Origin of the sequence: Ulvibacterium sp., from assembly GCF_965228935.1 — a bacterium.
In the GTDB taxonomy this organism is placed as follows: Bacteria; Bacteroidota; Bacteroidia; order Flavobacteriales; family Flavobacteriaceae; genus Ulvibacterium.
In genome coordinates this window covers 1623676-1647240 of sequence record NZ_OZ245846.1, presented here as the reverse complement: position 1 = coordinate 1647240, position 23565 = coordinate 1623676, and the positions used below count along the sequence as shown (strand labels likewise).

At 42.1% G+C, this 23565-nt stretch carries 26 protein-coding genes; 18 read left to right on the top strand and 8 right to left on the bottom strand.

The annotated features are described in order from the left end of the window. Positions 1-158 precede the first annotated feature (158 nt). From ACO06Y_RS06805 to ACO06Y_RS06795, 3 genes are read left to right on the top strand one after another with little or no spacing between them, the layout of a single operon-like run. Complete coding sequence (locus ACO06Y_RS06805) at positions 159-1334, top strand: dipeptidase (protein ID WP_422083079.1); 1176 nt, start codon at positions 159-161, stop codon at positions 1332-1334. A 36-nt stretch (positions 1335-1370) separates the two neighbouring features. After that, entirely contained in the window at positions 1371-1862 is a 492-nt protein-coding gene (locus ACO06Y_RS06800) for a DUF6702 family protein (protein WP_422083078.1), read from the top strand. Position 1863: 1 nt separating this feature from the next. Beyond that, positions 1864-2448 carry a HupE/UreJ family protein gene (locus tag ACO06Y_RS06795; protein WP_422083077.1) on the top strand — a complete coding sequence of 195 codons (585 nt, stop codon included), beginning with the start codon at positions 1864-1866 and terminating at the stop codon, positions 2446-2448. Between the two features lie 161 nt (positions 2449-2609). On the opposite strand, the gene ACO06Y_RS06790 is transcribed toward ACO06Y_RS06795, so the two are convergent. Beyond that, the gene (locus ACO06Y_RS06790) at positions 2610-2951 is read right to left on the bottom strand and encodes a winged helix-turn-helix transcriptional regulator (RefSeq protein WP_422083076.1); all 342 of its coding nucleotides are present in this window, start codon (positions 2949-2951) and stop codon (positions 2610-2612) included. Positions 2952-3040: 89 nt separating this feature from the next. On the opposite strand from ACO06Y_RS06790, the gene ACO06Y_RS06785 reads away from it, so the two are divergent. After that, positions 3041-3457, top strand: coding sequence for a GNAT family N-acetyltransferase (locus ACO06Y_RS06785; RefSeq protein ID WP_422083075.1), 417 nt, complete (start codon positions 3041-3043; stop codon positions 3455-3457). A 215-nt stretch (positions 3458-3672) separates the two neighbouring features. Next, positions 3673-4836 carry a phosphatidylserine decarboxylase gene (locus ACO06Y_RS06780; protein WP_422083074.1) on the top strand — a complete coding sequence of 388 codons (1164 nt, stop codon included), beginning with the start codon at positions 3673-3675 and terminating at the stop codon, positions 4834-4836. A 226-nt stretch (positions 4837-5062) separates the two neighbouring features. Here the strand turns inward: ACO06Y_RS06780 and ACO06Y_RS06775 are convergent, their stop codons facing one another. Both ACO06Y_RS06775 and ACO06Y_RS06770 read right to left on the bottom strand, forming a co-directional pair. Next, positions 5063-6145 carry a hypothetical protein gene (locus tag ACO06Y_RS06775; protein WP_422083073.1) on the bottom strand — a complete coding sequence of 361 codons (1083 nt, stop codon included), beginning with the start codon at positions 6143-6145 and terminating at the stop codon, positions 5063-5065. A 303-nt stretch (positions 6146-6448) separates the two neighbouring features. Beyond that, the gene (locus ACO06Y_RS06770) at positions 6449-7537 is read right to left on the bottom strand and encodes a Gfo/Idh/MocA family protein (protein ID WP_422083072.1); all 1089 of its coding nucleotides are present in this window, start codon (positions 7535-7537) and stop codon (positions 6449-6451) included. A 149-nt stretch (positions 7538-7686) separates the two neighbouring features. Here ACO06Y_RS06770 and ACO06Y_RS06765 point away from each other — a divergent pair, with 149 nt between their 5' ends. Next, positions 7687-8661 carry an NAD(P)H-dependent flavin oxidoreductase gene (locus tag ACO06Y_RS06765; RefSeq protein ID WP_422083071.1) on the top strand — a complete coding sequence of 325 codons (975 nt, stop codon included), beginning with the start codon at positions 7687-7689 and terminating at the stop codon, positions 8659-8661. A 174-nt stretch (positions 8662-8835) separates the two neighbouring features. Here the strand turns inward: ACO06Y_RS06765 and ACO06Y_RS06760 are convergent, their stop codons facing one another. Continuing rightward, positions 8836-9111, bottom strand: a complete 276-nt coding sequence (locus ACO06Y_RS06760) for a UBP-type zinc finger domain-containing protein (protein ID WP_422083070.1) — start codon at positions 9109-9111, stop codon at positions 8836-8838. A gap of 134 nt (positions 9112-9245) precedes the next feature. On the opposite strand from ACO06Y_RS06760, the gene ACO06Y_RS06755 reads away from it, so the two are divergent. From ACO06Y_RS06755 to ACO06Y_RS06740, 4 genes are all read left to right on the top strand, one after another. Next, positions 9246-10250 carry a bestrophin family protein gene (locus ACO06Y_RS06755; protein ID WP_422083069.1) on the top strand — a complete coding sequence of 335 codons (1005 nt, stop codon included), beginning with the start codon at positions 9246-9248 and terminating at the stop codon, positions 10248-10250. Beyond that, positions 10250-11212, top strand: coding sequence for a YheT family hydrolase (locus tag ACO06Y_RS06750; protein ID WP_422083068.1), 963 nt, complete (start codon positions 10250-10252; stop codon positions 11210-11212). Before ACO06Y_RS06755 ends, ACO06Y_RS06750 begins: the two co-directional genes overlap by 1 nt. A gap of 75 nt (positions 11213-11287) precedes the next feature. Then, positions 11288-11770, top strand: coding sequence for a c-type cytochrome (locus ACO06Y_RS06745; RefSeq protein ID WP_422083067.1), 483 nt, complete (start codon positions 11288-11290; stop codon positions 11768-11770). Positions 11771-12043: 273 nt separating this feature from the next. Further along, positions 12044-12181 (top strand): hypothetical protein, encoded by a 138-nt coding sequence (locus ACO06Y_RS06740; protein WP_422083066.1) that lies wholly within the window; start codon positions 12044-12046, stop codon positions 12179-12181. A gap of 121 nt (positions 12182-12302) precedes the next feature. Here the strand turns inward: ACO06Y_RS06740 and ACO06Y_RS06735 are convergent, their stop codons facing one another. Further along, positions 12303-13529 (bottom strand): endonuclease/exonuclease/phosphatase family protein, encoded by a 1227-nt coding sequence (locus ACO06Y_RS06735; protein ID WP_422083065.1) that lies wholly within the window; start codon positions 13527-13529, stop codon positions 12303-12305. A gap of 288 nt (positions 13530-13817) precedes the next feature. Between ACO06Y_RS06735 and ACO06Y_RS06730 the strand changes: the two genes are divergently transcribed. The 6 genes from ACO06Y_RS06730 (at position 13818) to ACO06Y_RS06705 (ending at position 18327) form a co-directional block, all read left to right on the top strand. After that, positions 13818-14561, top strand: coding sequence for an ATP-binding protein (locus ACO06Y_RS06730; protein ID WP_422083064.1), 744 nt, complete (start codon positions 13818-13820; stop codon positions 14559-14561). Beyond that, positions 14548-15087: a GNAT family N-acetyltransferase gene (locus tag ACO06Y_RS06725; protein ID WP_422083063.1), complete on the top strand. Its 540-nt coding sequence runs from the start codon at positions 14548-14550 to the stop codon at positions 15085-15087. Before ACO06Y_RS06730 ends, ACO06Y_RS06725 begins: the two co-directional genes overlap by 14 nt. A gap of 34 nt (positions 15088-15121) precedes the next feature. Further along, on the top strand, positions 15122-15919 hold the full coding sequence (locus ACO06Y_RS06720) for an alpha/beta hydrolase family protein (protein ID WP_422083062.1): 798 nt from the start codon (positions 15122-15124) through the stop codon (positions 15917-15919). 92 nt (positions 15920-16011) lie between these two features. Then, the gene (locus ACO06Y_RS06715) at positions 16012-17361 is read left to right on the top strand and encodes an amidohydrolase family protein (protein ID WP_422083061.1); all 1350 of its coding nucleotides are present in this window, start codon (positions 16012-16014) and stop codon (positions 17359-17361) included. 153 nt (positions 17362-17514) lie between these two features. Beyond that, entirely contained in the window at positions 17515-17940 is a 426-nt protein-coding gene (locus tag ACO06Y_RS06710; RefSeq protein WP_422083060.1) for a VOC family protein, read from the top strand. A gap of 237 nt (positions 17941-18177) precedes the next feature. Then, entirely contained in the window at positions 18178-18327 is a 150-nt protein-coding gene (locus tag ACO06Y_RS06705) for a hypothetical protein (RefSeq protein WP_422083059.1), read from the top strand. Between the two features lie 45 nt (positions 18328-18372). Here the strand turns inward: ACO06Y_RS06705 and ACO06Y_RS06700 are convergent, their stop codons facing one another. Next, a complete protein-coding gene (locus ACO06Y_RS06700; RefSeq protein ID WP_422083058.1) occupies positions 18373-19902 on the bottom strand; it encodes a SulP family inorganic anion transporter in 1530 nt (509 codons plus the stop codon). Positions 19903-20060: 158 nt separating this feature from the next. Here ACO06Y_RS06700 and ACO06Y_RS06695 point away from each other — a divergent pair, with 158 nt between their 5' ends. Further along, on the top strand, positions 20061-20417 hold the full coding sequence (locus ACO06Y_RS06695; RefSeq protein ID WP_422083057.1) for a YciI family protein: 357 nt from the start codon (positions 20061-20063) through the stop codon (positions 20415-20417). A 14-nt stretch (positions 20418-20431) separates the two neighbouring features. Here the strand turns inward: ACO06Y_RS06695 and ACO06Y_RS06690 are convergent, their stop codons facing one another. Next, a complete protein-coding gene (locus ACO06Y_RS06690) occupies positions 20432-21406 on the bottom strand; it encodes a phytanoyl-CoA dioxygenase family protein (RefSeq protein WP_422083056.1) in 975 nt (324 codons plus the stop codon). Positions 21407-21534: 128 nt separating this feature from the next. On the opposite strand from ACO06Y_RS06690, the gene ACO06Y_RS06685 reads away from it, so the two are divergent. After that, complete coding sequence (locus ACO06Y_RS06685; protein WP_422083055.1) at positions 21535-22413, top strand: AraC family transcriptional regulator; 879 nt, start codon at positions 21535-21537, stop codon at positions 22411-22413. Between the two features lie 124 nt (positions 22414-22537). Here ACO06Y_RS06685 and ACO06Y_RS06680 read toward each other — a convergent pair whose 3' ends face one another. Further along, on the bottom strand, positions 22538-23449 hold the full coding sequence (locus ACO06Y_RS06680; RefSeq protein WP_422083054.1) for a nicotinic acid mononucleotide adenyltransferase: 912 nt from the start codon (positions 23447-23449) through the stop codon (positions 22538-22540). Positions 23450-23565: the final 116 nt, after the last annotated feature.

Below are 23565 nucleotides of genomic sequence, written 5' to 3'. Positions count from 1 at the left end.
CTTGATTCATTTAATATTGTACATTTAACTAATCTCAATTATTTAAGCCGGAATACATGTTTAAGCCCTCTCAAAGTTATCCCGTTTTTTTCCTTTTGTTACTGCTAATAAGCGGCTGTAAGGAAAAATCCGCTTCGACCAATCCGAAAATGGAGGAAATGGAATTAACACAAAAAGCACTTGAAATCCATAAGCGTGTGCTCACCCTCGATACCCATGCGGATACGCCTTTGCGTATGATCGAACCGGGTTTTGATATGGCGAAACGACATGACCCCCGGGAAACAGGCTCAAAGGTCGATTATCCACGGATGATCGAAGGTGGGTTGGATGCCATCTTTTTTGCCGCCTTTGTTGCACAGGATATCCGTGATGACAAAGGTAATACCCGGGCCAAGACCCTATGCCTCCAAATGATAGATTCAATCGTGGCTTCTACCGAAAAAAATTCGGACATCGTTGGGTTGGCCCTCAACCCCGAAGATGCCTACACTGTGGAAAAGGCCGGTAAGCGTGCAATCTACATTGGTATAGAAAATGGTTACCCGATAGGGAAGGAGCTTTCCAATGTTGAACTTTATTTTGATAGGGGGGTACGCTATATCACCTTGGTACATTCATCAAACAATGATTTGGCGGATTCCGCTACCGATTCGAATGGATCCGAGCATGGTGGTATTAGTGCATTTGGAAGCGCGGTAGTCCGGGAGATGAATCGCCTAGGCATCATGGTAGATGTTTCCCATGGCAACGACAGCGTATTTTACGATGCAATTTCCATGTCCAAGGCACCGATAATTGCCAGTCACTCCAACGCCCGATCCGTAACCGATCACCCACGCAATATGACCGATGACATGTTGAGGTTAATGGCGAAAAACGGAGGCGTTGTACAACTTACCATGTTGGCCGACTATCTACGGGAAGCCCCACCGGATAGGAGGTTGGACTCGGCGGTAGCAGCACTCCGTGACGGCATGAAACCTGTTGAGGAAATGACCCACGAAGAACGAAACGCGATGCGGCAATCCATCCAGGAACTCAATGAAAGGTATCCCCCTCCTCCTGCAACAGTAAAACATGTGGTAGATCATATTGATCACATCATCAAGGTAGCAGGAATCGATCATGTGGGGATTGGTTGTGATTTCGACGGAGGCGGTGGAATCGAAGGGGTTTTTGATGCCAGTGAAGTGATGAACATCACCATTGAACTGGTAAGACGTGGGTATACCGAAGAACAGATTCGAAAAATCTGGGGTGGAAATTTGATTCGCGTCTTCAAAGAAGTCCAGGAGGTTGCAAAACGGATACAGTCCGAAGAAATTTCCTAAGCCATAAATTCTAAGGCAGTGTTGAAATTGCTATGTATGATACTAACTTTGGGACTGTCCGTTTCGGCTGTGAATCACCCCTTAAGGTTGTCGTTATGCGAAATAGAGTATACCTCCAGCAAACAAATCTTGAGCATTAACCTAAAGCTGTTCTTAACGGATGTCAACGAAGCTATCGTCTTTGATCCATACAGCAAGGAACTTGCTTTTTGCCAACCCAATGAATCGGCAAAGGCGAATAAAATGCTGATGGACTATGTAAACCAATTTTTCTATGTCAAGGCGAATAGAAAAATGGTAGACCTGAAAATAAAAGGTAAAAAATTAAGTGGTGAGGGAGAGAACACGGCCTTGTGGGTCTGCTTTGAGCATCGACAACCATCGCCATTAACATCCTTGGAAATCAAGAATGCCGTTTTCACGGATTTGTTCTTTGATCAAAACAATATCATCTACGTCCATGTCAACGGAGAATCCAAAAGTTTGATGCTCAACAAAAAAACATCCGTCCATCAATTGAAATTCTGATATGCATCCGTTTGAATTTTACTTAAAGCTGGGATTTGAACATATTTCAAACCTGGCCGGCTATGATCACATACTCTTCCTTGTAGTACTCTGTGCCGTCTACCGAATCCAACAATGGAAAAACATTCTCATTTTGGTGACCGCTTTTACGATAGGTCATAGCGTTACCCTGGCCCTCGTATCCTTGGAAATTATCACCATCCCTTCCAACATTATCAAATTTCTTATACCAGCTACTATATTCCTAACCGCCCTCCACAATGTACTGGGTACAAACCCCACTGAAAAGTCCTCAAGAATGGGTCGAAACTATAGTATGGCATTATTCTTCGGGTTCGTCCACGGCATGGATTTTTCCAACTATTTCAGGGCACTGATAATGGATCCTTCCGATATTGTGATACCCTTGTTGGGCTTTAATCTGGGAATTGAACTTGGACAACTATTGGTCGTATTTTTTGTTGTGGGTGTTGCCTTTCTCTTTCTCAATGTCATTGGAGTGAAACATCGTGATTGGAATGTCTTTATTTCGGGAGCTGCAGCAGGTATGTCTTTAATATCCATGCTGGACAATAAGTTTTGGTAAGCACTTCTCAGGGATAAGAACCCTAGGTGCCCTAAGGTTGCCCCGATCAAATCCATAGGCTTTGGGACTGACCTATCAATCGGAACATAACCTAAATGAAAGATCAATACCGGGTAATACTATTCTTTGAGGTCTCACCTACTTAAGAGAAAAGAAATATTTCAATTACCCCTGTCCTCAAAGTTTTTGGCCCAGGTATGCCTGGCCCAGCCGCCCAGAGGTTCTATCAGCTCATATAACTCCTTGCCATGTAGGGTTAGGGCGTATCCGTCCAACGTCCTTTCAATCAGATAAGATTCGCGTAACTCCTTTAGGCGTTTGTTCAAAGTGGTTGGGGAAATGGACTCGCAATACTCCTGAAGCCTTCTAAATGTGCTTGGCCCCTGATACAAATGCCAAATGATGCCCATTGCCCAGTTACGGCCCAATAAATCCAACAAGGCCATAATGGGTTGTCCAGTTTTTGATCCTCTTACGGGTTTACCTGGGGTAGGTATTTTCATATTACTACATATTTTGTAGCGAACCTACAAAAAAAGTAGTAGCTTGCCAATCATACTTCCCCCTTCTTTTCATTTAACGTATTTTTCAAATGCAGACCTATACCACAAAGACAAACCATTTGACCGTTCCGGAATATCAATCCCTTCGAAATACCACTTTATGGAAATCGTTACCGGATCATCAGGTAAAGCGGGCCCTTAGTAACGATTTATACTCGGTCTCCGTGTATGAGGAAGATACCCTGATAGGAATGGGCAGGGTTATAGGGGATGGTGCCATTTATTTCTATATTCAAGATGTCATTGTTAGGCCCGAATACAAAGGAAAGGGCATTGGACGACTCATTATGCAAAATATTGAACAATATCTTATAAGGAGATTTGAAACCTATGCATTTGTAGGGCTTATGGCCGCCGAAGACTCCCAAGGGTTCTATCAAAAATTGGGATACTATAAAAGGAAAGATAGTAGTCCCGGTATGTATAAAATCTTTGAGGAACAATGAAAAACCCTTGGTTACATATTCCTTCCGATGCATATGAAGGCCACATGCGCGTTACAGGACAATTGCAATTGTTAAATGATATTTTTAAAGAGTCGCTCGAAACGTTCACTCCAAAAAGCTTGGCACTTTTAGGATGTGTGATACGTTTTGTGTAGATTTGCTACAAAATACGTAGCAAACTAAGTAGTACCGTTCCACAACTAAAACAACCTGTTATGAAAGCTAGAGTTTTTATTTGTATGCTTACCCTTTCTTTGTGTACCGTTTCCTTGCGTTCACAGAATGATTGTATCCCTGTCGCGGATTTGAAGGAATTGTATACTTCGAATGCATCTTTCCGGAACGTCATAGAGGACATGTTCGGCAACCTACAGGATATGCCCGATGGAACACCAAATCCATGGAAGGGCAAAGATATCGAAGACCTATATGAGTTCTTGAACGAATGGTTCTATTTTCTTCCAAATACCAAAAACGGCCTGGACAAAATCATTGAATTTTCCATGCTGTATTACCGCAATCCTTATGGGATGAAGTTCATTTTGGACGAGCCCGGTTATAGCTGGGCCCTAAAATTCATTGAGGAAAGGGGAAAGTATATGGACAGCCCCAAGTCCGCAAAGATCATTAACACATGGCTGGAAGACAAATCCATAAGCCACGATGATTTTGTAATGCCCTTGGAAGGATTTAAGTCCTTCAACGATTTCTTTACACGTGAATTAAAGCCGGGAGCTCGTAAAATCGAGGCCTTTGACAACAATGCTGTTTTGGTATCCCCCGCGGACGGTGTCATTAATATGATCAATAATGATCTTAAGTTGCAGACGCAAATCCCAACAAAAGGTCGTATGACCCTCAACCTCAACGCACTGTTGCAAGATTCGAAATATGCCGAAAAATTTGTGGGAGGGACCGCACTGGCGGTATTCCTAAAGCCGGACAACTATCATCATTACCATGCTCCCACAACGGGCATTGTGGTCGAGGCTCGGGAAGAAGTCGGGGACAGGCTCTTTGGGATGCCCGATATTCCGGATATCATAAATAACGGGAATGTGGCCTACAACAAGGATTATAGCGTTTTCGAAAATTTCAGGCACGGCTATCTAATCATAAAGACCGAACAATTTGGATATATTGGTATGGTTCCCATAGGTTTGCAGACCATAGGTTCCGTAGTATTTGAAGACCGTTTAAAACAGGTTGACGACACAAGCCCCGTGAAAATTTATAAGGGAGACAAAGTAGGGCATTTTGCCTATGGTGGTTCTACCGTTCTCCTTATTTTCCAAAAAGGGGCTTTCAGTGCTTTAAACGTAAAACAGGGACAACAAATCGGCTTGTTACAATCCCAAAAAAGCAGCGAACAAGAATAGTGATCATTCTAATACTATGATTCCCGTAAAAGGAATTCTTGAACCTAAGTTGTTTCGTAAAATATAGGCTGAAGGATTATGGGGAAATTATTGTCAACGATTTGTATACATTGGGTTGCGTATGTGAGGTAAATGCTTTAGCAAACACAAACTAAATAGAAAACAGGCACGGATTTTCGTAAATAGGCATGCAACAGCGATTAACCTCTTTCGTCGTTGGCAATGGTTATTTATTTAAATTTTCACTCCAAGTTGACATAGATAATCGTTGATTGCCATTTTCATCCAATAGACCGGAATCTCTCCATAATTGACCCAGGTCTTTTAACTCGTCCGGAAATGTTTCCCAAAGTTCATCAAAGTCCCGATGCGCCCACCAAATGATAAACTCATAATTTTGTTCCTGGGCATTCAAAAGTAAGGTTTCCAAATAGCTATTTTGTTCGGTTTCATTTCCATTGATCGATAGACTTAAATTAGGAACAATTAGATTTTCCGCAATATGACTACTTTCAACAAATGCAATAGGTCTATTGATGTTTTGATGTAGAAAGTCAAACGTTTCCTGAAATTCGGATTTTGCATGCTGGTTTTTGAAGAATGGGTAAAAACTGATCGCTGCAAAATCCATTTGATTCATATAACTAGTTATCTCATTGATATAATTTGTCGGGTCGGTAACATCGGGTTCATATAAGTTGTGAAGCGATATGGATTCCGAAATCGGTAAGTTCGGGTAGAGTTCCTTAATTCTTGATTTTACATTCTGAATCAGGATTTTATAGGAGTTCCATTTACTTTCGGCCCGTAATCTAAATTCATTGACTTCAATGGCAATTACCAAAAAATCAGGTTCAAGTCGATCAATTAAATAGTTGATGTGTTTAAAATAGGCCTCTTCAATTTCAATGTCATCCAGGTTTATATACGATGGTATGGCACCGTCAAAATCTTCGGCTATCTCATCTCTATTTGAATTGAAAAGACTAACGGAAAGCAATAGTTGATTGCCTTCTATTTTCTTATTTACCCTGCCGGATATTTCATTCGTGAATTCCGAGGGTAAAGGTGCATCGTTGATCCAAGCATTCCAGGGAATTTTGTTATCAATATGTTCAGCGTAAATGTCGGAATTGTTTTCAATAAAGGAATAGGTGTCATCCACATCCTGTTGATCGGGACCAAAACTCCAAGTAGTAAATCCCATTTTAAAATTTCGGCTTATGAATTGGGAAGAATCGTTATCCTTACTGCAGCTAAACAAAGAAATGGAGATAGTTACCAAAACTATGTAAAACTTATGCAACATACCTGTTTTTATAGTAGTCATTGTAAACTCGTGGATATATGATGAATGTCATACAACTATCCTTAACGATTTAAATGCAATACTATTTTAGTGCAGGTCTAGATATTCGTATTATGAGGCCTATTCCTAATTTTGTAAGCTTAAGGTTGAAACGTATAGAAAAAGTGTCGTATTCGTATCAAAAACATAGGCGCCCGGTACTAAAGCCAAGTTACAAAAGGTGTCATTCAAGTAACTCTATTCATTAGGACAACAAGTCAAGATAATACATAGTAATCCCGTTCCGCAAAACACAGATTGTCATTACGCCAGCTTTACAGATTTTCCGGTTCGGGCCGATTCGTTGATGGCCTCTACAATAACAATGTCCTTCATACCATCCGCTCCAGGGACAAGTACAGGGGTGTTGTTTAAAATGGCCAGGGCATCGTCGTCCATCTGGCGGGCCTGTTGATTCTCAATATAGGTATCCAAGAGCGTGCCATCACTGGCCCTGCCCTTTACGCCCCTATAGGCTTGAAAAGGTTGTAGTTTATACCACCCTTTTTCACAGTCGGCCCGTAGGATATTGATACTCCTTGATGCCGTAGTTTGTCCATTGGCCTTGATCCCGTTCGGGAAATCAATCTCAAAAACACTCGTTTCCGGTACTTCCTTATAGACCTCCGGTCGACTATTCTCATGGTGCCCTTGTACAGAAATAGGTTCCATTCCCGTGGTATAACGCATAGCGTTTATCACATAGACCCCAACATCATAGAGCAGGCCACCTCCCAGCTCGGCATCCATACGCCAAGTATCCGGGGGATTAACGATATTGAAGCCTACTTCGGCCTTTACTTTTTTAATATCGCCGAACGGTTTGGTCTTGGCCCATTGTATGACTTGTTGCGTATTGGGTTCATGTTGCATGCGATATCCTATGGACAGCTTTACCTTATTTTTTGTACAGGCCTCAATAATCGACTGGCATTCCGGGGCCGTTTTTGCCATCGGTTTTTCGCACCAGACATGCTTTCCCGTATTGGCCGCTTTTATGGCGTATTCGGCATGTAATCCCGTAGGCAATACGATATAGATAACATCGATATCCGGGTTATCCGCAATACGATCCATATTTTGATAATTGTACACATTCTTATCGGGAATATCATAGCGTTTTTGCCAGACCGGAATTTTTTCGGGACTACCGGTAACGATTCCGGTGAGCCGGCAATGTTCGGTGAGTTGTAAGGCCGGGGCCAATATGGTGGAACTGTAGTTTCCCAACCCTACCAAACATACGCCCAATTTATTCTTTTTCGGATGTAATGTAAAGGCGTACTGCGGTACTATGCCGACCCCTCCGAGAAATAGCCCTGATTTTTTTAGAAACTCCCTTCTTTTTTGCATGCTTCGAAATTCTTGGATGTCCCCTAAATGTAATCACATGCATGGGAACACCCTCTCCTTTTTGCACAACTTTATGAGTTTGCCGCTCGCTTTTGCATATCAGCGGAATTGAACGTAGTTTTAAGGGCAACCGCCAAAACTCCGGCCTCATGTCATTGAAACCCGATTTTTTCCATAAGCTTTCCCTACCTGTCATAGCGGCCCCAATGTTTTTAATATCGGGCCCTAAATTGGTCATCGAGTGTTGCAAAAATGGAATCGTTGGCACTTTCCCGGCACTCAACCAAAGAACCAGCGAAGGTTTTGAGGAATGGCTGCTGGAAATAAAATCGGAGCTCCAAAAGTTTGAGGAAGAAACCGGTAAAAAACCTGCCCCTTTTGGTGTTAACCTCATCGTACACCCGACCAATCCCAGATTGGAGGCCGATCTAAAGCTTTGCATAAAGCACCAGGTTCCTTTGATTATTACGTCATTAGGTGCCGTAAGCCAAGTTGTGGATGCCGTACATAGTTATGGTGGATTGGTTTTCCATGACATCATCAAAAAGCGACATGGGGAAAAGGCCGCCCAAGCCGGAGTTGATGGACTCATATTGGTAGCGGCAGGTGCCGGAGGCCACGCCGGCACCATAAATCCTATGACCCTGGTGGCCGAAATCAAGGCATTTTTCCACGGGACCGTGGTTCTATCCGGTTGCATTAGTACAGGGAGGGATATTGCCTCCGCACTGCAAATGGGAGCGGACTTGGCCTATATGGGTACTCGATTTATCAATGCCGAAGAAAGTAAGGCCCCAGAAGCTTACCAACAAATGATTATTGAGGCCGGGGCTAGTGATGTGGTCTATACCGCTGCCATTTCCGGGGTACATGCCAATTTTCTGGGTGCCAGTTTAAAGGCTGCGGGTATCAGTGAAGCCGATTTGAAAAAGGACACCAAAATAAATTTTGGAAAGGAATTGGATACCGAGGCCAAGGCCTGGAAAACGATATGGTCCGCAGGACAAGGTGTTGCCACCATAAACAATTCCCTTCCGGTATCGGAATTGGTAGATACCCTAAAGACGGAGTTTAAATCGGCTATTGCCGAACAAATCAAAATTCTGGAAACCTATCCCAAATAAGGTGCTCCCGTCAATGGATTCTACAGCGCAAAACTCCCGCCAGTAAGGAAATCCGGGATACCGGTTTTCAGGGATTGCGGTTTCTTTTTCTCAAAGACGGCTCTTGCCATAAATCGTTTTAACAGATATCGGATACGCTTTGGTCTTACGAAATTGATGGTCGCTCCAGAATCTTCAATATCTGGAAATCTGCTTATGGACATAACACCACATCCATCTTTCATTGGGCTCTGCCGAAATGATTACCGGATGTTCATGCGAAAGGGCGTGCTTGCTCGCATGCTTGTTGGGCGAACTATCACAACATAAAGTAACTCCACAGCTCTGACAGGTACGTAAATGGACCCAGGTATCGCCCGTCTTTACACATTCCTCGCACTCATAACTTCGTGGTTTCCTTATCGTTTCCACCGCTTGTACATGCTCACATTTCTTAAATCGAAGTGCCATGACCTAAAAATACAACAAACTTCATAATCCTATTTTAAGTTCATATCGATTATGAAAGTTTTAAGTACTTTTAGGTGATATGTTCTTCCAGACCTGTGCAGGAAATACACTTTCACCTCTTAATCTAGACCAAAATGTATATTAAACGAAATATTAGCTGGGGTATAATTCTAAGGTATGCTTGGAAAAATGTGATTTTCTTTACCTTATGGGCAGCTCTCATTTTTTCCGCCTACTATTATTTGGGGTGGAGACACTTGGATATCCCTTTTCAACCTTTGACGGTCATCGGCGTTGCCGTGGCCTTCTATATCGGTTTTAAGAACAGCCAAAGCTATGATCGTTTTTGGGAGGCGCGAAAAATCTGGGGAGGTATCGTTAACTATTCACGTACATGGGCCAATAATGTATTGAGTTTTGTTGAGGACCACCATGAGACCAAACGTGTCCTTATCTATAGACATATCGCCTGGATCAATGCTCTACGAATCCAATTGCGACAGCCAACAAGTTTCTCCCTAAAAGAGAATAAATCCGTTGAGAAATTATTCGAGCGACACGGGGAACGAAATCCGGTATGCTCTATTTTGGATGATTTTTTAAGCCCGGAAGAGGATGAGGAATTGGAAAATCGGAAAAATGTGGCGACCCATCTCATAAAGAATCAGGGACTACACTTAAAACAATTACTAAAGGAAGGGAAAATCACGGAGTTCGATAAATTGGTCTTCCATAACACCTTGGAGGAACTGTACAACTTGCAAGGAAGGTGCGAGCGCATTAAGAATACCCCCTTCCCAAGGCAGTATGCTTATTTCAGTACCTTGTTTACCTGGATTTTTGTGCTGTTGCTTCCCTTTGGCCTGCTTTCTATTTTTGAGGGTGAAATCAAGGAAATACGGACAGATTTGCAACAACAACTTTTTTTGGGTTTTATGATTCCGTTCTCCGTTTTGATCTCATGGATTTTTACTACCATGGAAAAGGTAGGCAGTAATAGTGAGGATCCTTTTGAGGGGCGTATCAATGATGTACCCATGACCGCGCTTTGCCGAACCATTGAAATAGACTTGCGGGACATGTTGGATGAAAAGGATTTGCCTCAAAAAGTACAGCCCAAGGATAATATTCTTTATTAATGCCTTTTGTATCGTCCAACTATAATCCGCCCTTTTTATTCAAAAGCGGCCACTTTTCCACTATTTATTCAGGATTGATCCGCAAGGTAAACGGATTGATGCAAGAACGTGAACGATTGGAATTGTGGGATGGTGATTTCTTGGATCTGGATTGGAGCTACGCCAGCAAGACCTCCAATAGGGTTGTCATCCTTTTACATGGTCTGGAAGGTCATGGCCAAAGACCTTATATCACTGGAAGCGCCAAGCATTTTAACCAATATGGCTATGATGCCTGTGCCGTAAATTTTAGAGGATGTAGCGGGGAGACCAATAGGATGTACCGTTCCTACCATTCCGGGTCTACCGAAGATCTAGATGCCGTAGTACAACATATTCTGCGTTTGCAAAAATACTCTGAAATTTACATCAAAGGGGTAAGTCTTGGGGGTAATTTGGCCTTGAAATATGTTGGCGAAAGGAATGGAATCCCGAAAGAAATCAAGGCGGTAATCGGTGTTTCCGCGCCCTGTGACCTGTACAGTTCCCTTAAAGAGTTATTGAAACCCAAGAACTATCTCTATGCCGAGCGTTTCAGAAGACATTTAACGGACAAGTTGAAGTTAAAGCTTCCTCTTTTTCCTGATAAGATTTCCAATGAGGATATCAGGAGAATCAAGACGTTGAAGGATTTTGATGATATTTACACCAGTAGGGCACATGGATTTACCGATGCCCTGGATTACTATGCAAAATGTAGTTGCCTTCAATTCCTCCCAAATATCAAAATTCCCGTATTATTGATCAATGCTCGAAACGACTCCTTTTTGGGACCGGAGTGTTTCCCTTATAAAGAAGCCAAGGAAAATCCCAATCTCTATTTAGAGGTTCCAAAATATGGTGGGCATGTTGGTTTTTATGACCCCACAAATATTTATCATAATGAAACAAGAGCAATAAAATTTGTTGAAGAGATCATTTAAGCCTCGCTATTTCATATATTAGTAGCCCTAAAGTAACAGGTGCCGAAATGGGTTCGGCTTAAAAAATTGGTATACATGAAAAAAGTGCTCTTGTTTTTGGCCTTGGGAGGCCTTGTCATTGGTTGTGGAGGAAAGGAAAAAAAAGAAGAAAGCGGAGGTTTTGAAATGAAACGTTCCAAGACGGAAGAGAAGGCCGCGGATACATCCGAGGGCGTTCCCGTGGATATGGACAATGATGGTGTCGGTCCCTTTAAGGATATCACTTTCCCCAATGAAGTCGATGCAGAATTGGCGAGTGCCGGAGAAGCTAAGTATAGTTCTATCTGCGTAGCCTGCCATATGGCCGAACAACGTATGATCGGTCCTGCACTTAAAGGGGTATATGAAAGACGAAGTCCGGCATGGGTTATGAACATGATCATTAACCCGGATGTAATGCTCAAGGAGGATCCCATTGCCAAGGCACTTCTAAAGGAATACAACAATGCCATAATGTTAAATCAAAATTTGACCGAGGACGAAACCCGTGCCGTCGCCGAGTATTTGAGAACATTGTAAAGAAAGCATCTCCCAAAAATTAATCTTGCCGTTATCTCTAAATCTTCTTGGGATAGCGGCATTTTTTGTGTCTTCGCTTAAATGGGATAATGCAGAATCAAATCGCAGGCCGAAAATCGTGAAGATTGCAACACAGATAGAAGCAAGCATAAAGGACTAGAACTCTCCACAAAATAGTTTTAAGAAAGCCGAATCTTTTTTTAACAAAATATTATCATTTTATCCAGGTCGTGCACGTCTTTATAATTGATAGACCAATTAAAGCAGTTCGTTATGAAAGAGGGTGCATCGGTTTTCGATAAGAAAAAAATCGCGGCGGAAAAGAATCACGGCATACGTAAAGACATTCTGCTAAAATATTGGCTGGGATGGTCTGGCGGTTATGTCAATTCCAAAACCGAAGAAACCTAAACTAGTCAAGAGTATTTTGAAATAGCTTCTTCTATAGAAATTGATATATACTAAAAGAAAAAAAGCCTGATACGAAATTGTATCAGGCTTTTATATTTTTAGCCCTTGGTAGGACTGCAAGTTAAAGTTCCAAATCCACCCAAACCAATTTATGGTCGGAGGCAGCATTTAATCCATTCTGCGTATCCGCCTCGGTAGGCCAAAACACACCGGAATCCACAACTTTCAAGTTTGCCGATGGGAGCACATAGTCCACGCGCAGGTTCCCAGGATTTGAGTCCCCGAAATCTGCCGTATCATTGGCAGGATCCCCGATATGGGCGTCATTTATCTCCCCTTGTACCATACTGGCCTCAGTACCTCCATCACTAGAAGGGACCCTGTTCCCCGTAAGTACGCTCTGGTTTATTTTGGGATTGCTTTCAAATATGCCAATGGGGTCGTTCGTGGCATCCCCGTCAAAGGTATCCGCATTCATATCCCCCATCACCACAAAATGCGATCCATAGGCCAACCCTCCGGTAAATCCATTATCGTCATAAATGTAGCCCTCGTCATTGATGTAATCACTAATGAACCGTATTTCATCATGGTTCCTTGTACCGTTGCGATCCTCGGGCCCATCGAATACCGGTGGGGTGGGATGCGCAATCAAGGCATGGACAACTTTGTTTTCGGTAACTTCAATAGGTATATCCACATGATTTTTGGAGGATAGCCGAAACACTTCCAAGGCCTCTTCAGAGTAGTATGAACTATTGTCCTCATTTACCGGTAACAAGGCCTCCGGCATATCTTTCCATAGAAATTGTTGAAATGTGCGGATATTCTCTTTCTGGATTTTATATTTGGATAGTATCGCAAACGCAAACTGGCCAGGAAAGAATCCAAATCCATAGGTATCCCCGGGAATGGAAACCTCACCATTCCCATCCAAATCCACCTCGGCCAAAACCCCTGTATTGGATGACACGGAATAGGCATATTCATAAGTAACCACATCCGCACCGTTTTGGCTTATCCCCAAGTAATTTTTTTGAAAGAGGTCAAGTGCTTCGCCATTTGGATCATAATCGAACTCCAGCAGGGCAACAACATCCGGATATTGTCGCTGTATAACTTCTGCCACCAATTTGGCCTGTACATTATCCGGTGTAGACAGATCCGAAATCAGTTCTCCTTCATTAGATCGATTCAAGGAGGCATTGTAACTTGCAAATCGCACTTTAATATCATCATCCCCTCCTCCCGGATGGCCTATAAAGTCGTCCTTAATACAAGAGATAATAAAAATTAAGGAAAAAAGACAAAGAAACTTTGTTCTGGGTAATAGTTTATGGGTTTTCATGTTGAAAGTAATTTTGATTAAATATGAAATCTTTTACCTCCTAAATGTAATTGCCATGTCTTAAGTGCAAGTGAACCTAGCGTAAAGATATTGCCCTATTTTTTTTGCAAATGTTAACTTTAAGTTCCTAGACGTATTGCCTACGGACGCATCATAAAAAACCAGGATAATGGAATAGTTTCGTTACAAAATACTTGTTTTTTTATATGACCCGTTCCTCGTAATTTTAGGCGACCTGGTTTACGGCTAGATTCCGGCGTACGCTGTCTTTTTACGAGTTGTATTGTAATGAAAAAACCAAAAACCTATTTTAACTGGAGTAGCGGAAAGGATGCTTCATTGGCATTGTACCACCTCCAAAAGAGTGAAAATTATCATATCGATAGATTGCTTACGACCGTAAATAGTCATCACGACCGGGTTTCCATGCATGGACTCAGAAGGGAATTGTTGCTAGAACAAGTTAAGGAAATTGGTCTCCCCCTTAATACCATAGAGCTACCGGAAGAACCAACTATGGAAGTTTACGACACCGAAATGGAACGTGCAATACTAAAACTCTATTCCGAAGGGTATACGCATTGCGGCTTTGGCGATATTTTTTTGGAAGACCTAAGGATTTATAGGGAAACCAAATTAAGACCTTATGACATTCAATGTTGTTTTCCGCTTTGGCAGAGAAATACCAAGGAAATGATAACTGAATTTTTGGATTTAGGTTTTAAGGCCGTAATCATCGCCATAAATGCCGAGTTGTTGGATGTTTCCTTTGCGGGCCGTGAAATTGATGAAAACTTCCTCAAGGACCTGCCATCAAATGTTGACCCCTGTGGAGAAAATGGTGAATTTCACACCTTTTGTTTTGATGGACCTATTTTTACAAATCCAGTGGAGTTCGCGTTAGGTGAAAAAGTATATAAGGAATACAAAAGACCCAAGGAGCAAGATTCTTGTGATGCAGGCCATTCCATGGGTTTCTGGTTTTCCGACCTTGTACCGCTAAAGAAAAACAAACCCCATGAAGGCCTTTAAAAGCATAGTAACACCAAGAACAAAAATAAGGAGGCTCCTCCCAACCGATAAGGAGAATCTTGCGACACTATTATGTGATGGACAGGTTACGGACAACATGGCTTTTACGGATGAGATGAAGACCGTACAAGGTGCGGCAAGCTTATTGGAAATGACCTTGAAATTATACGACTCGGAAACTCCCTTATTGGCCTATGCGATCGAGGACAAAAACAATACCGAATTCTTAGGCGTAACGGGACTTAATCCATGGGAAAATGGAGAGGTAGAGATTTTTTATGCTTTTCTCCCAAAAAATTGGGGAAAAGGACTGGCAACCGAAGTTATGCATGGGCTGACACATTTCATTTTTGAATCTGAAGAGGCCTCTGTTGTTACGGCCTTGATAACGCAAAATAACTTGGCTTCCATTAAAGTGGCGGAAAAAAATGGATTTTCAAGTCACGGCCTAATCGAAAATCCGAGTTATAGGGACTTGGTATTTTTGTACAAGAAAGAAAAAGCCGAACACAACAACCGGCTATGAGGAAAATCAAACAAAACCCAAATAGTTCCTAAAAATGAAAGTACCACGGTTGCTCCCCGGCATTTTTTTAGTCTTAAGTTTAAGCTCGTGTAGAGAGTATAAAGTATTTACCGAATATGAAATCGAAGAGTTTTCGTTCCAGGGACACAAAGCAAAAATCGTGTTTCCCCATACAAAAAATGAGGATGGTTTCTGGATCTGGAGGGCCAGGTTTTGGGGTGTTGAACCCCAAGTGGACAAGGCATTATTGGAAAAGGGTTTCCACCTTGCCTATATTGATGTGGCCGATTTATTCGGGAATAAGGAAGCCGTTCGCTTATGGAACGACTATTATGCCTTTATCACAAAAAAGTACGACCTAAACCCAAAAGTAGTTTTGGAAGGGTTAAGTAGGGGCGGATTGATCGTTTACAATTGGGCGTCCAAGAATACCGAAAAGGTAGCTTGCATTTATGCCGATGCGCCTGTTTGTGATATCAAAAGTTGGCCAGGGGATCTGTTAACGGGAGTAGGAAGTCCCAAAGATTGGGAAACCTGTTTACAGGTCCATGGTTTGGATGAGAAATCGGTCATGGATTTTAAGGGTAATCCAATAGATAACTGCGTGAAGCTTGCCCAAGCCCAAGTCCCGGCGCTACATGTTTTTGGGGACGCGGATGAGATAGTTCCCCATTTCGAAAATACGGAACCATTGGTCAAGAATTTTGAGAAAGCAGGAGGGAAAATTGAATTGATCCGAAAAGAAGGTGTAGGTCATCATCCCCATAGTTTGGAAGACCCCAAACCCATTTTGGACTTTATCTTAAACCATACTGTTAATAAGTCAAGGTAAATACTTAAAAGTATAGGCAACTCCACAGCAGAAAGATCTATTGTATATTTAAGGCACTTGGAATTAGTTGTAAGCCATCCATTACCGCCAATATGAAAAATGTATTTTTCGCAACCCTTCTTCTCCTTTTGTCATGTTCATCAGAGGAGGATTCTGAGTTTGATTTGGTTATTTCCAAGGTGAATCTCATAGACGGAACCGGGGCTGGGCTTCAAGAAAATGTAAACATCCGCATCAAGGGAAATAGAATCGTGGCTATTGATACTGACGAGCTTGGTCAAAAAACCCATGTCATTGATGGTACCGGAAAATTCCTGATCCCCGGTTTATTTGATTGTCATGTACATACCTCATCTTATGAAAGGGATTTTCCAAGATTTATCCATTTTGGGGTGACCTCCATATTTATTACCGGAGGCGGTCTGTGTACCGATAGTTATTATGAGGAAATGCGAAATATAGGAAATCAGGATTCCTTGCCCGCTCCCAAGGTATTTCATACGAGTCAACATTTTACCATGGAAGGGAGACATCCCGTAAAAACCTATGGGTCCAGTATGTGGCAGGAAAGGAAGACGGTTTTCTTTCTTCGGGACACTTTACAGATTGAACGATTGGTGGAAAGGGTAGCGCAACAACCTATTTTAGGTATAAAGCTTACAATTGAGGATGGCCCTCACCCTCCCCTGGTAGAACGGATGCCCCAGGAATTTATCAATAAAGTGCAAAAGGAAGCGGACAAAAATGGTTTGGAAGTATTTGTACACGTCAGTGACAATGTTGAACTCCAAATGGCCATGGATGCCAATATCCGGAATATTGTCCATTTTACGGGAGTAGATCTGGACTTTCAAAGAGATGATGATCTCGTGAACAAAATATATGGTGACAGCATCTCTTGGGTGACTACTTTAATGCTGGATAAGAGTTTCTTGTATCCCCTACATCCAGAATGGATAGAAGAACAGAAAATACAGGAGGTTTATGATAAGGATTATTTTTTGGCAATGGAAAATCCTGGCTTTGTATTCCGTGCTGAAAGCTATCTTATGGATCTACAGGATTATATGAAGAGGGATAACATTGAACTACGGGATGTAATGGCATTTCAGGTAGAGGATATCCAAGAACTCTATAAGAACGGTGTCAATATGGTATTGGGCACGGACACCGGAAATGACTTTATCCTGCCCGGTTATAGTTTGCATGAGGAAATGCAGCTTCTTGAAATGGGGGGTATGGATCCAATGGATATCCTTAAAATGGGAACCTTAAATGCCGCAACTATGATGAAGGCTGCGGATAAGCTTGGGTCTATTGAAACGGGTAAAATTGCAAATATGGTCCTATTGGATAAAAACCCCTTGGACTCCATAAAAAACACCTTGGAAATACATATGGTAATAAAAAACGGGGTGGTTCAAAAAAGGATAACAGAGTAAAAATCGGCAATGGCTCGAGTAAAAAATATATTTATGTCCAACCCAATTTGTATTTCCTTTTCTTGGAAAACCTCCCGCATGTTAAGGATAGCTTTTTGGCGATACCTATTGGCATGTTTTATATTTGGTCTTAACCTTTAATTTGTTCGCAAAATGGATTTCAACATTGAATTTTTAGATCATGTTGCCATACGGGTCAAGGATATTAATGTTTCTGCGGATTGGTATGAAAAAGTATTGGGATTAAAACGGTACCAACTTTCGGAGTGGGGGCCGTTCCCCATTTTTATGCTAGCCCATAAATCCGGTATCGCCCTATTCCCGGCCAATGAAGACCATGAACCCCTTGATGCGAATTCAAAAAATGTTAAAATAGATCATTTTGCCTTTAATGTTACCCGTAGCAATTTTGAAAAGGCCAAAAAGAAATATGACTCATTAGGGCTGAAATACGAATTTCAGGACCATCACTATTTTTATTCCATCTATACCAAAGACCCCGACGGACATACCGTAGAGCTGACCACCTTGGTAGTGGATGGGAATACGTTTTATTCCGATCTCTCCATTAGGGAATAACGACTGGATTTCCGAAAAATCACCCTAATACAAGGGTTGTTCTTCTTCTAGAACATAATAACAAAAATTGCCCTGAGCATCGATACTAATCTAGTTTGAAATGGACTTTCCTTTATTTCCAGGTTCTTCCTAATCTTTTTTGGAATCCAAAAAAATATAGGTTTTTTAAAAAATTCTGTCCTGTTTCATCAGATTGAATCGTCATATAACAAATGAACCGCTTCAAAACGATGCGCTATGAAAGACCTGACGATTAGTTTAGAAAATGGGACGGACCTAAAGTTCAAGTCCTTACAAAAGCAGATTTCCTTAAAAACCTGGGTAGGATGGGCCGGTGGTTATGGCATATCACAAAAGACGATAAGCTCTACAAAAAAAGAGAGTTAATGGTTCCCTTATTATTTCCATACTTGCTGTCTTCAATTGTTTTTATTAAACTTTATCCGCCACTACTTTATAGGTAGGATCTTCCAAAACGTTTACTTCGATAATATCGTCCGCATTTTTCAGCAAACGGATACAGTCCTTGCTCAAATGCCGCAAGTGAACCTTTTTGCCCACCTTTTGATACCGCTCCGTAATCTTGTTCAAGGCTTCAATAGCGGACATGTCCACTACCCGACTTTCCCTAAAATCGATAATTACTTCATTGGGATCATTGAGGACATCAAATTTTGAGGCAAACAGTGTGGTAGAACCAAAGAATAAGGGCCCATAGATTTCATAATGTTTTACCCCTTCATCATCTACATATTTTCGTGCACGAATACGTTTGGCATTGTCCCATGCAAAGACCAGGGCCGAAATAATGACTCCTACCAATACCGCCAAGGCCAGGTTATGGAGGAAAACGGTAACCAGGGTAACCAGTACCATCACCAAGACGTCCGATTGCGGCATACGGCGGAAAGTACGTAGACTGGCCCATTCAAAAGTACCAAGGGCGACCATGATCATAAGTCCCGTTAAGGCGGCCATTGGAACCCGTTCAATGAGTCCGGCCCCGAACATAATAAATACCAACAGCATTACAGCCGCCACAATCCCAGAAAGTCTTGCCCTGGCCCCGTTAGAGGTGTTGATCAAACTTTGCCCGATCATAGCACACCCGCCCATCCCAGAAAAAAATCCGGAAAGGATATTGGCAGTTCCCTGCGCCACGGCTTCTTTATTGCCCCGACCACGGGTTTCGGTAATCTCGTCAACAATATTCAAGGTCAATAGACTCTCGATCAATCCCACTCCGGCCACGACGGCGGCATAGGGAAAAATAATTTGCAAAGTCTCAAACGAAAATGGAATCTCCGGAATATGGAAAGGGGGAAAGCCCCCTTTAATGGAAGCGATATCCCCAATGGTTCGGGTGTCGATATCAAAGAAGACCACGATACCAAAAATGGTGAGAATAGCGACTAAGGAGGATGGTACTACTTTACTTAGCCTTGGAAGGCCCCAAATGATAAACATGGTCAGCAATACCAAGCCTAACAAAATGTACAGCGGGGTGCCGGTAAGCCAGTGGCCTTCCGCGTCCTGGAACTGCACCAACTGGGACATGAAGATGATGATGGCCAAACCGTTTACGAAACCAAAAATAACGGGATGGGGTACCAAACGCATCAATTTACCCAATCGAAGGAATCCCGCTGCCATTTGAAGAAGGCCCGCCAATATTACCGTGGCAAAAACATATTCTACACCAAAGTCCTTGGCCAAAGAAACGATTACAACGGCTACGGCCCCGGTAGCCCCGGAAATCATTCCTGGACGACCTCCCAGAATTGAGGTGACCAAGCCCATCACAAATGCTGCATACAAGCCTGTTAACGGAGAAAGGCCGGCAATCAAGGCAAAGGCTATGGCCTCGGGCACCAAAGCCAAGGCTACGGTGAGACCGGAAAGAATCTCCGTCTTATAATTTACTTCCTGTGAAAAGTCGAAAAGATTGAGGTATTTCTTCAAACCTTATGAATTTAAGGCCGCAAAAATAAGGTTAATTGTACGCTCTCCACGTATTTTACACTTCAATATTGAAATTTTGATTTATTTTTAAAGGTCTGTTCCAAAACCGGTCCAATTATTAGGAATACAATAACGTCCCCCTTAAAATATCCACTATCATGAAAAAGGCTTTCATTATTCTGTCGGTATTGGTCTTTCCGTTTCTAAACTATTCACAGGAGAAGGAAGACAATTACTTTGTGGCACTATATACCGTGGGGGAACGTTGGGATTCCAATAAATCGCCTGGGGAACAGACCCATTTTAAGGAACACTCGGCCCATCTTTCCAAATTAAGGTCGGATAGCATTATTGTTATAGGAGCCCGGTATAGTGATACCGGTATGCTTATCCTAAAAAGCAAAAATTTGGCCGAAGCCAAAAATTTGCTCTTGGAGGATATCGCCATAAAGAATAATCTATTCCAAGTTGAGATCCATCCATTTCAACCTTTTTACAAAGGCAAGTTAGAGTAATCCAAAATAAGGGATTACCAAGTTTTAAGTCCCAACAACCGCTCTCCGAGTGATGATAATTTAGCGGTTTCATATCTGGTTTGCTCCCAATTTCTTGGATCCCCCGGAAATGCATATCCTTCAGGGGCAACCCTGTTTTTCCAAGAATTGACGCGCCAGTCCCGTAGTTCCGTATTATCTTCTTCTGCCGGCATCATGGAAATATATTGGGCGATACGTACTTTGTCCTTTGACTTATTGGGTCGTATGCCATGGGGTTCCGTACTATTGAAGATCAATAAATCACCCGCTTCCATTTTTACCTTAACGATCTTATCTTCTAAATCAGAGATATCCGGTTGAAACCTGTCCCTGTCCTCTGGCTGCGTAAGCTTCCAGCTATCGTAATTTCTATAGAGCCAGGGGATACATTGAAAACCTCCCATATTTTCGTCCGTTTGATCGGCCAAGGCCAATACCCCTTGAACGTTCTGGGGTCTGGTCTCAGGGTCGTAATCCCAATGGATGAAGCCTTTTTTGTCTACTCCAGGTGGTAAGGGAAAATTGAGATTGGCCCGATCTATGGTTACCCAAAGTTTTTCCGTTCCCCAAACATCTACAAAGGCATCATAGACCCGTCGGGCCTGGCGATTGTTCCATAGGTGTTGATGGTTATAAACTTCTACCATCCCTGTGCCGGTCAATTCCTTCATTTGCATTTCGGCCCTAGCAGGAGCATACCAAGTCTCAGGGTCATTTGGATCTTTTTCATCGAATTCCCAAATGAAGTCGGCCGTAGCTTTAGCCTGTTCCCTGGGAATCGCATTTTTGATGACGATATAACCATTGTGTATCCAGAACTGCCAATCCTCTTCGCTCAAAACACGTAAAGGTTTCCCATTTGATCTGTCGTTCAAATTGATTTTACTACTGGTAGCCGTAGATGGATTCCCCGGAATTTCTTCATGGGCCTTGTTGGCCATTTCCAACTTTGTTTTTGTCTGTTGCATGATATGAATGTTTAGTGATGTAATAGAATTGATAGGGTAAAACTACTTCGGTTCATTTCGAAAATCCACCTTCATATTGACCATTATTTGAACTATATTGATATTTTACTCTATAAAATCATTTCTATATGGCAATTTTGTTATATTTAAGGATGAAAATCCAGCTGGAAAATATTCATTCGGACTCCAAAAGTCCGTTTCGGCTTTTACATGATCCCAAGTTGAACCATCTTTTTTATTGGCATTTTCATCCCGAGTTTGAACTGGTTTATATTGAAGGGGCAAGCGCCACACGGCACGTTGGTGATCATATTTCCCAGTTTACGGATAGTGATTTGGTTTTAATCGGTTCCAATATTCCCCATCTTAATTTTGACCACGGGGTCACTACTTCTTATAGAAAGGAGGTATTACATATAAAACCCACATTTAAGCAGTCGATTATCGCGCAAATGCCTGAGCTGCAATCCTTGGATCGCCTTATGGAACTTTCCAAGTATGGATTGGCCTTTACCGGTGCTACTAAGACGGAGGTCGGTAAACGGATGAAGAAACTTCATATGTTGACCTCCTTCGAGTTTTTTATGGAGATCCTTTCCATTTTGAGGTTCTTGGCAGGAAGTAAGGAATTTGAATTGCTCCATAGCAAACCCTTTGTTAACCGGTATAGTCATAAGGAACAGGCGCGGATTCGGGAAATCTACGCCTTGATCGATGAACGTTATCAAAACAAAATACCGTTAGAAGAAGTTGCCGCTCTTTGCAATTTAAGCAAACCGGCCTTTTGCCGTTATTTCAAGAAAACCACGGGAACCACCTTTACCAATTTTTTAAACCAGTATCGCATCAGTCAGGCAAAGCGGTTACTGCTCCTCGGGAAAAACATTAGCGAGACCTGCTATGAATGCGGGTTTGAAAGCCTTTCCTATTTTAATCGCATTTTTAAAAAGGTCACCCAGGAAAATCCCTCGGAATTTAAACGAAGGCATGTGATGCTATCCCGCTAATTGAAACCCGGAAGGCCATTTCCCTTTTGTTATTTGCAATACGGACATTTCACTAAAAAAACCGCTCCAAATCCACATAATGGGACCGGAGCGATTCCTAACTAAATAACCAACCAAAAAATCTTTATCTATTTCTTTTGCGTTCTACCTTCATAATAGGATTTGAAGTCTTTGTTCTCTTTTTGGCCACTGAGCCCTTAGCAGATTTTAGGTACTGCTGGTATCCTCTACCACGAAACTCGTATACTGTTCCGCTATTGGGGTGATACAATTCAATTGTACTATCATTGATAACGTATAGCTCAAAGTAATCATTGCCCATGAAGTCATAAGCGAGTGTTAAAGTTTTGAGCGTTTCATCGTTTTCTACGTCATAAACCTGATAATCGCCCTCAAAATCCCATTGAATATTTGAAATCGGTGTTCCTACAGCATCAATTGAAGACCGAAAGAAGTTCGGGAGAAACTGTAAAAAGTTTTCATTATCAAAATCATTGATGGCCCCTTCCTCGCTGGTATAGACTTTTTCCCAAGCATCGTACTCCTGTATTAAGTAGTTGATGTTGTCATAAAAGACCAAGTCATAGTCAAAATTGTTTCGCTGGTATCCCCTTAGGACATAGGAGGTATTGGAACGACCATCGTATAGTTCAATGGCATTTCCGTTAACCGCAAAGACTTCCAAAAGCCAAGGACCATCCACATCATGGTCAATTTCCACCGCGCCCCGCAAAGTGGAATAATACCCAACGTCTATTCCCAGGCCATTTCCCGTCTTACCTATGCCCACAATATTGTTGTTGGCATACACCACCCCATCATCAAAGGAAATGGTAAAGGCCCGTTGTAGGAAGGGAACCTCACCATTACCCCGGGTTTGGTTGATATCCACATACCAAAGGTCATAGGACTGTAATACCAAATCGGTATTAAAAGCGGAATCCTCAATAAATTCATCTTCTACGATTACTTCTGTATAACAGGAAGTCATTAAAGTTCCCAGTAGAACCATCCCAAAAAGTAGTTTTGCCCTCATAACCCGTGGTTTTATAATTTGATTGGTATAAGACAACCACCATGCCAAATTTTTTAACCATTTGATAATCAATGCTTAAGGCCAAGGCTTTTATTTTAGGTATTTTTGGCCTGTAA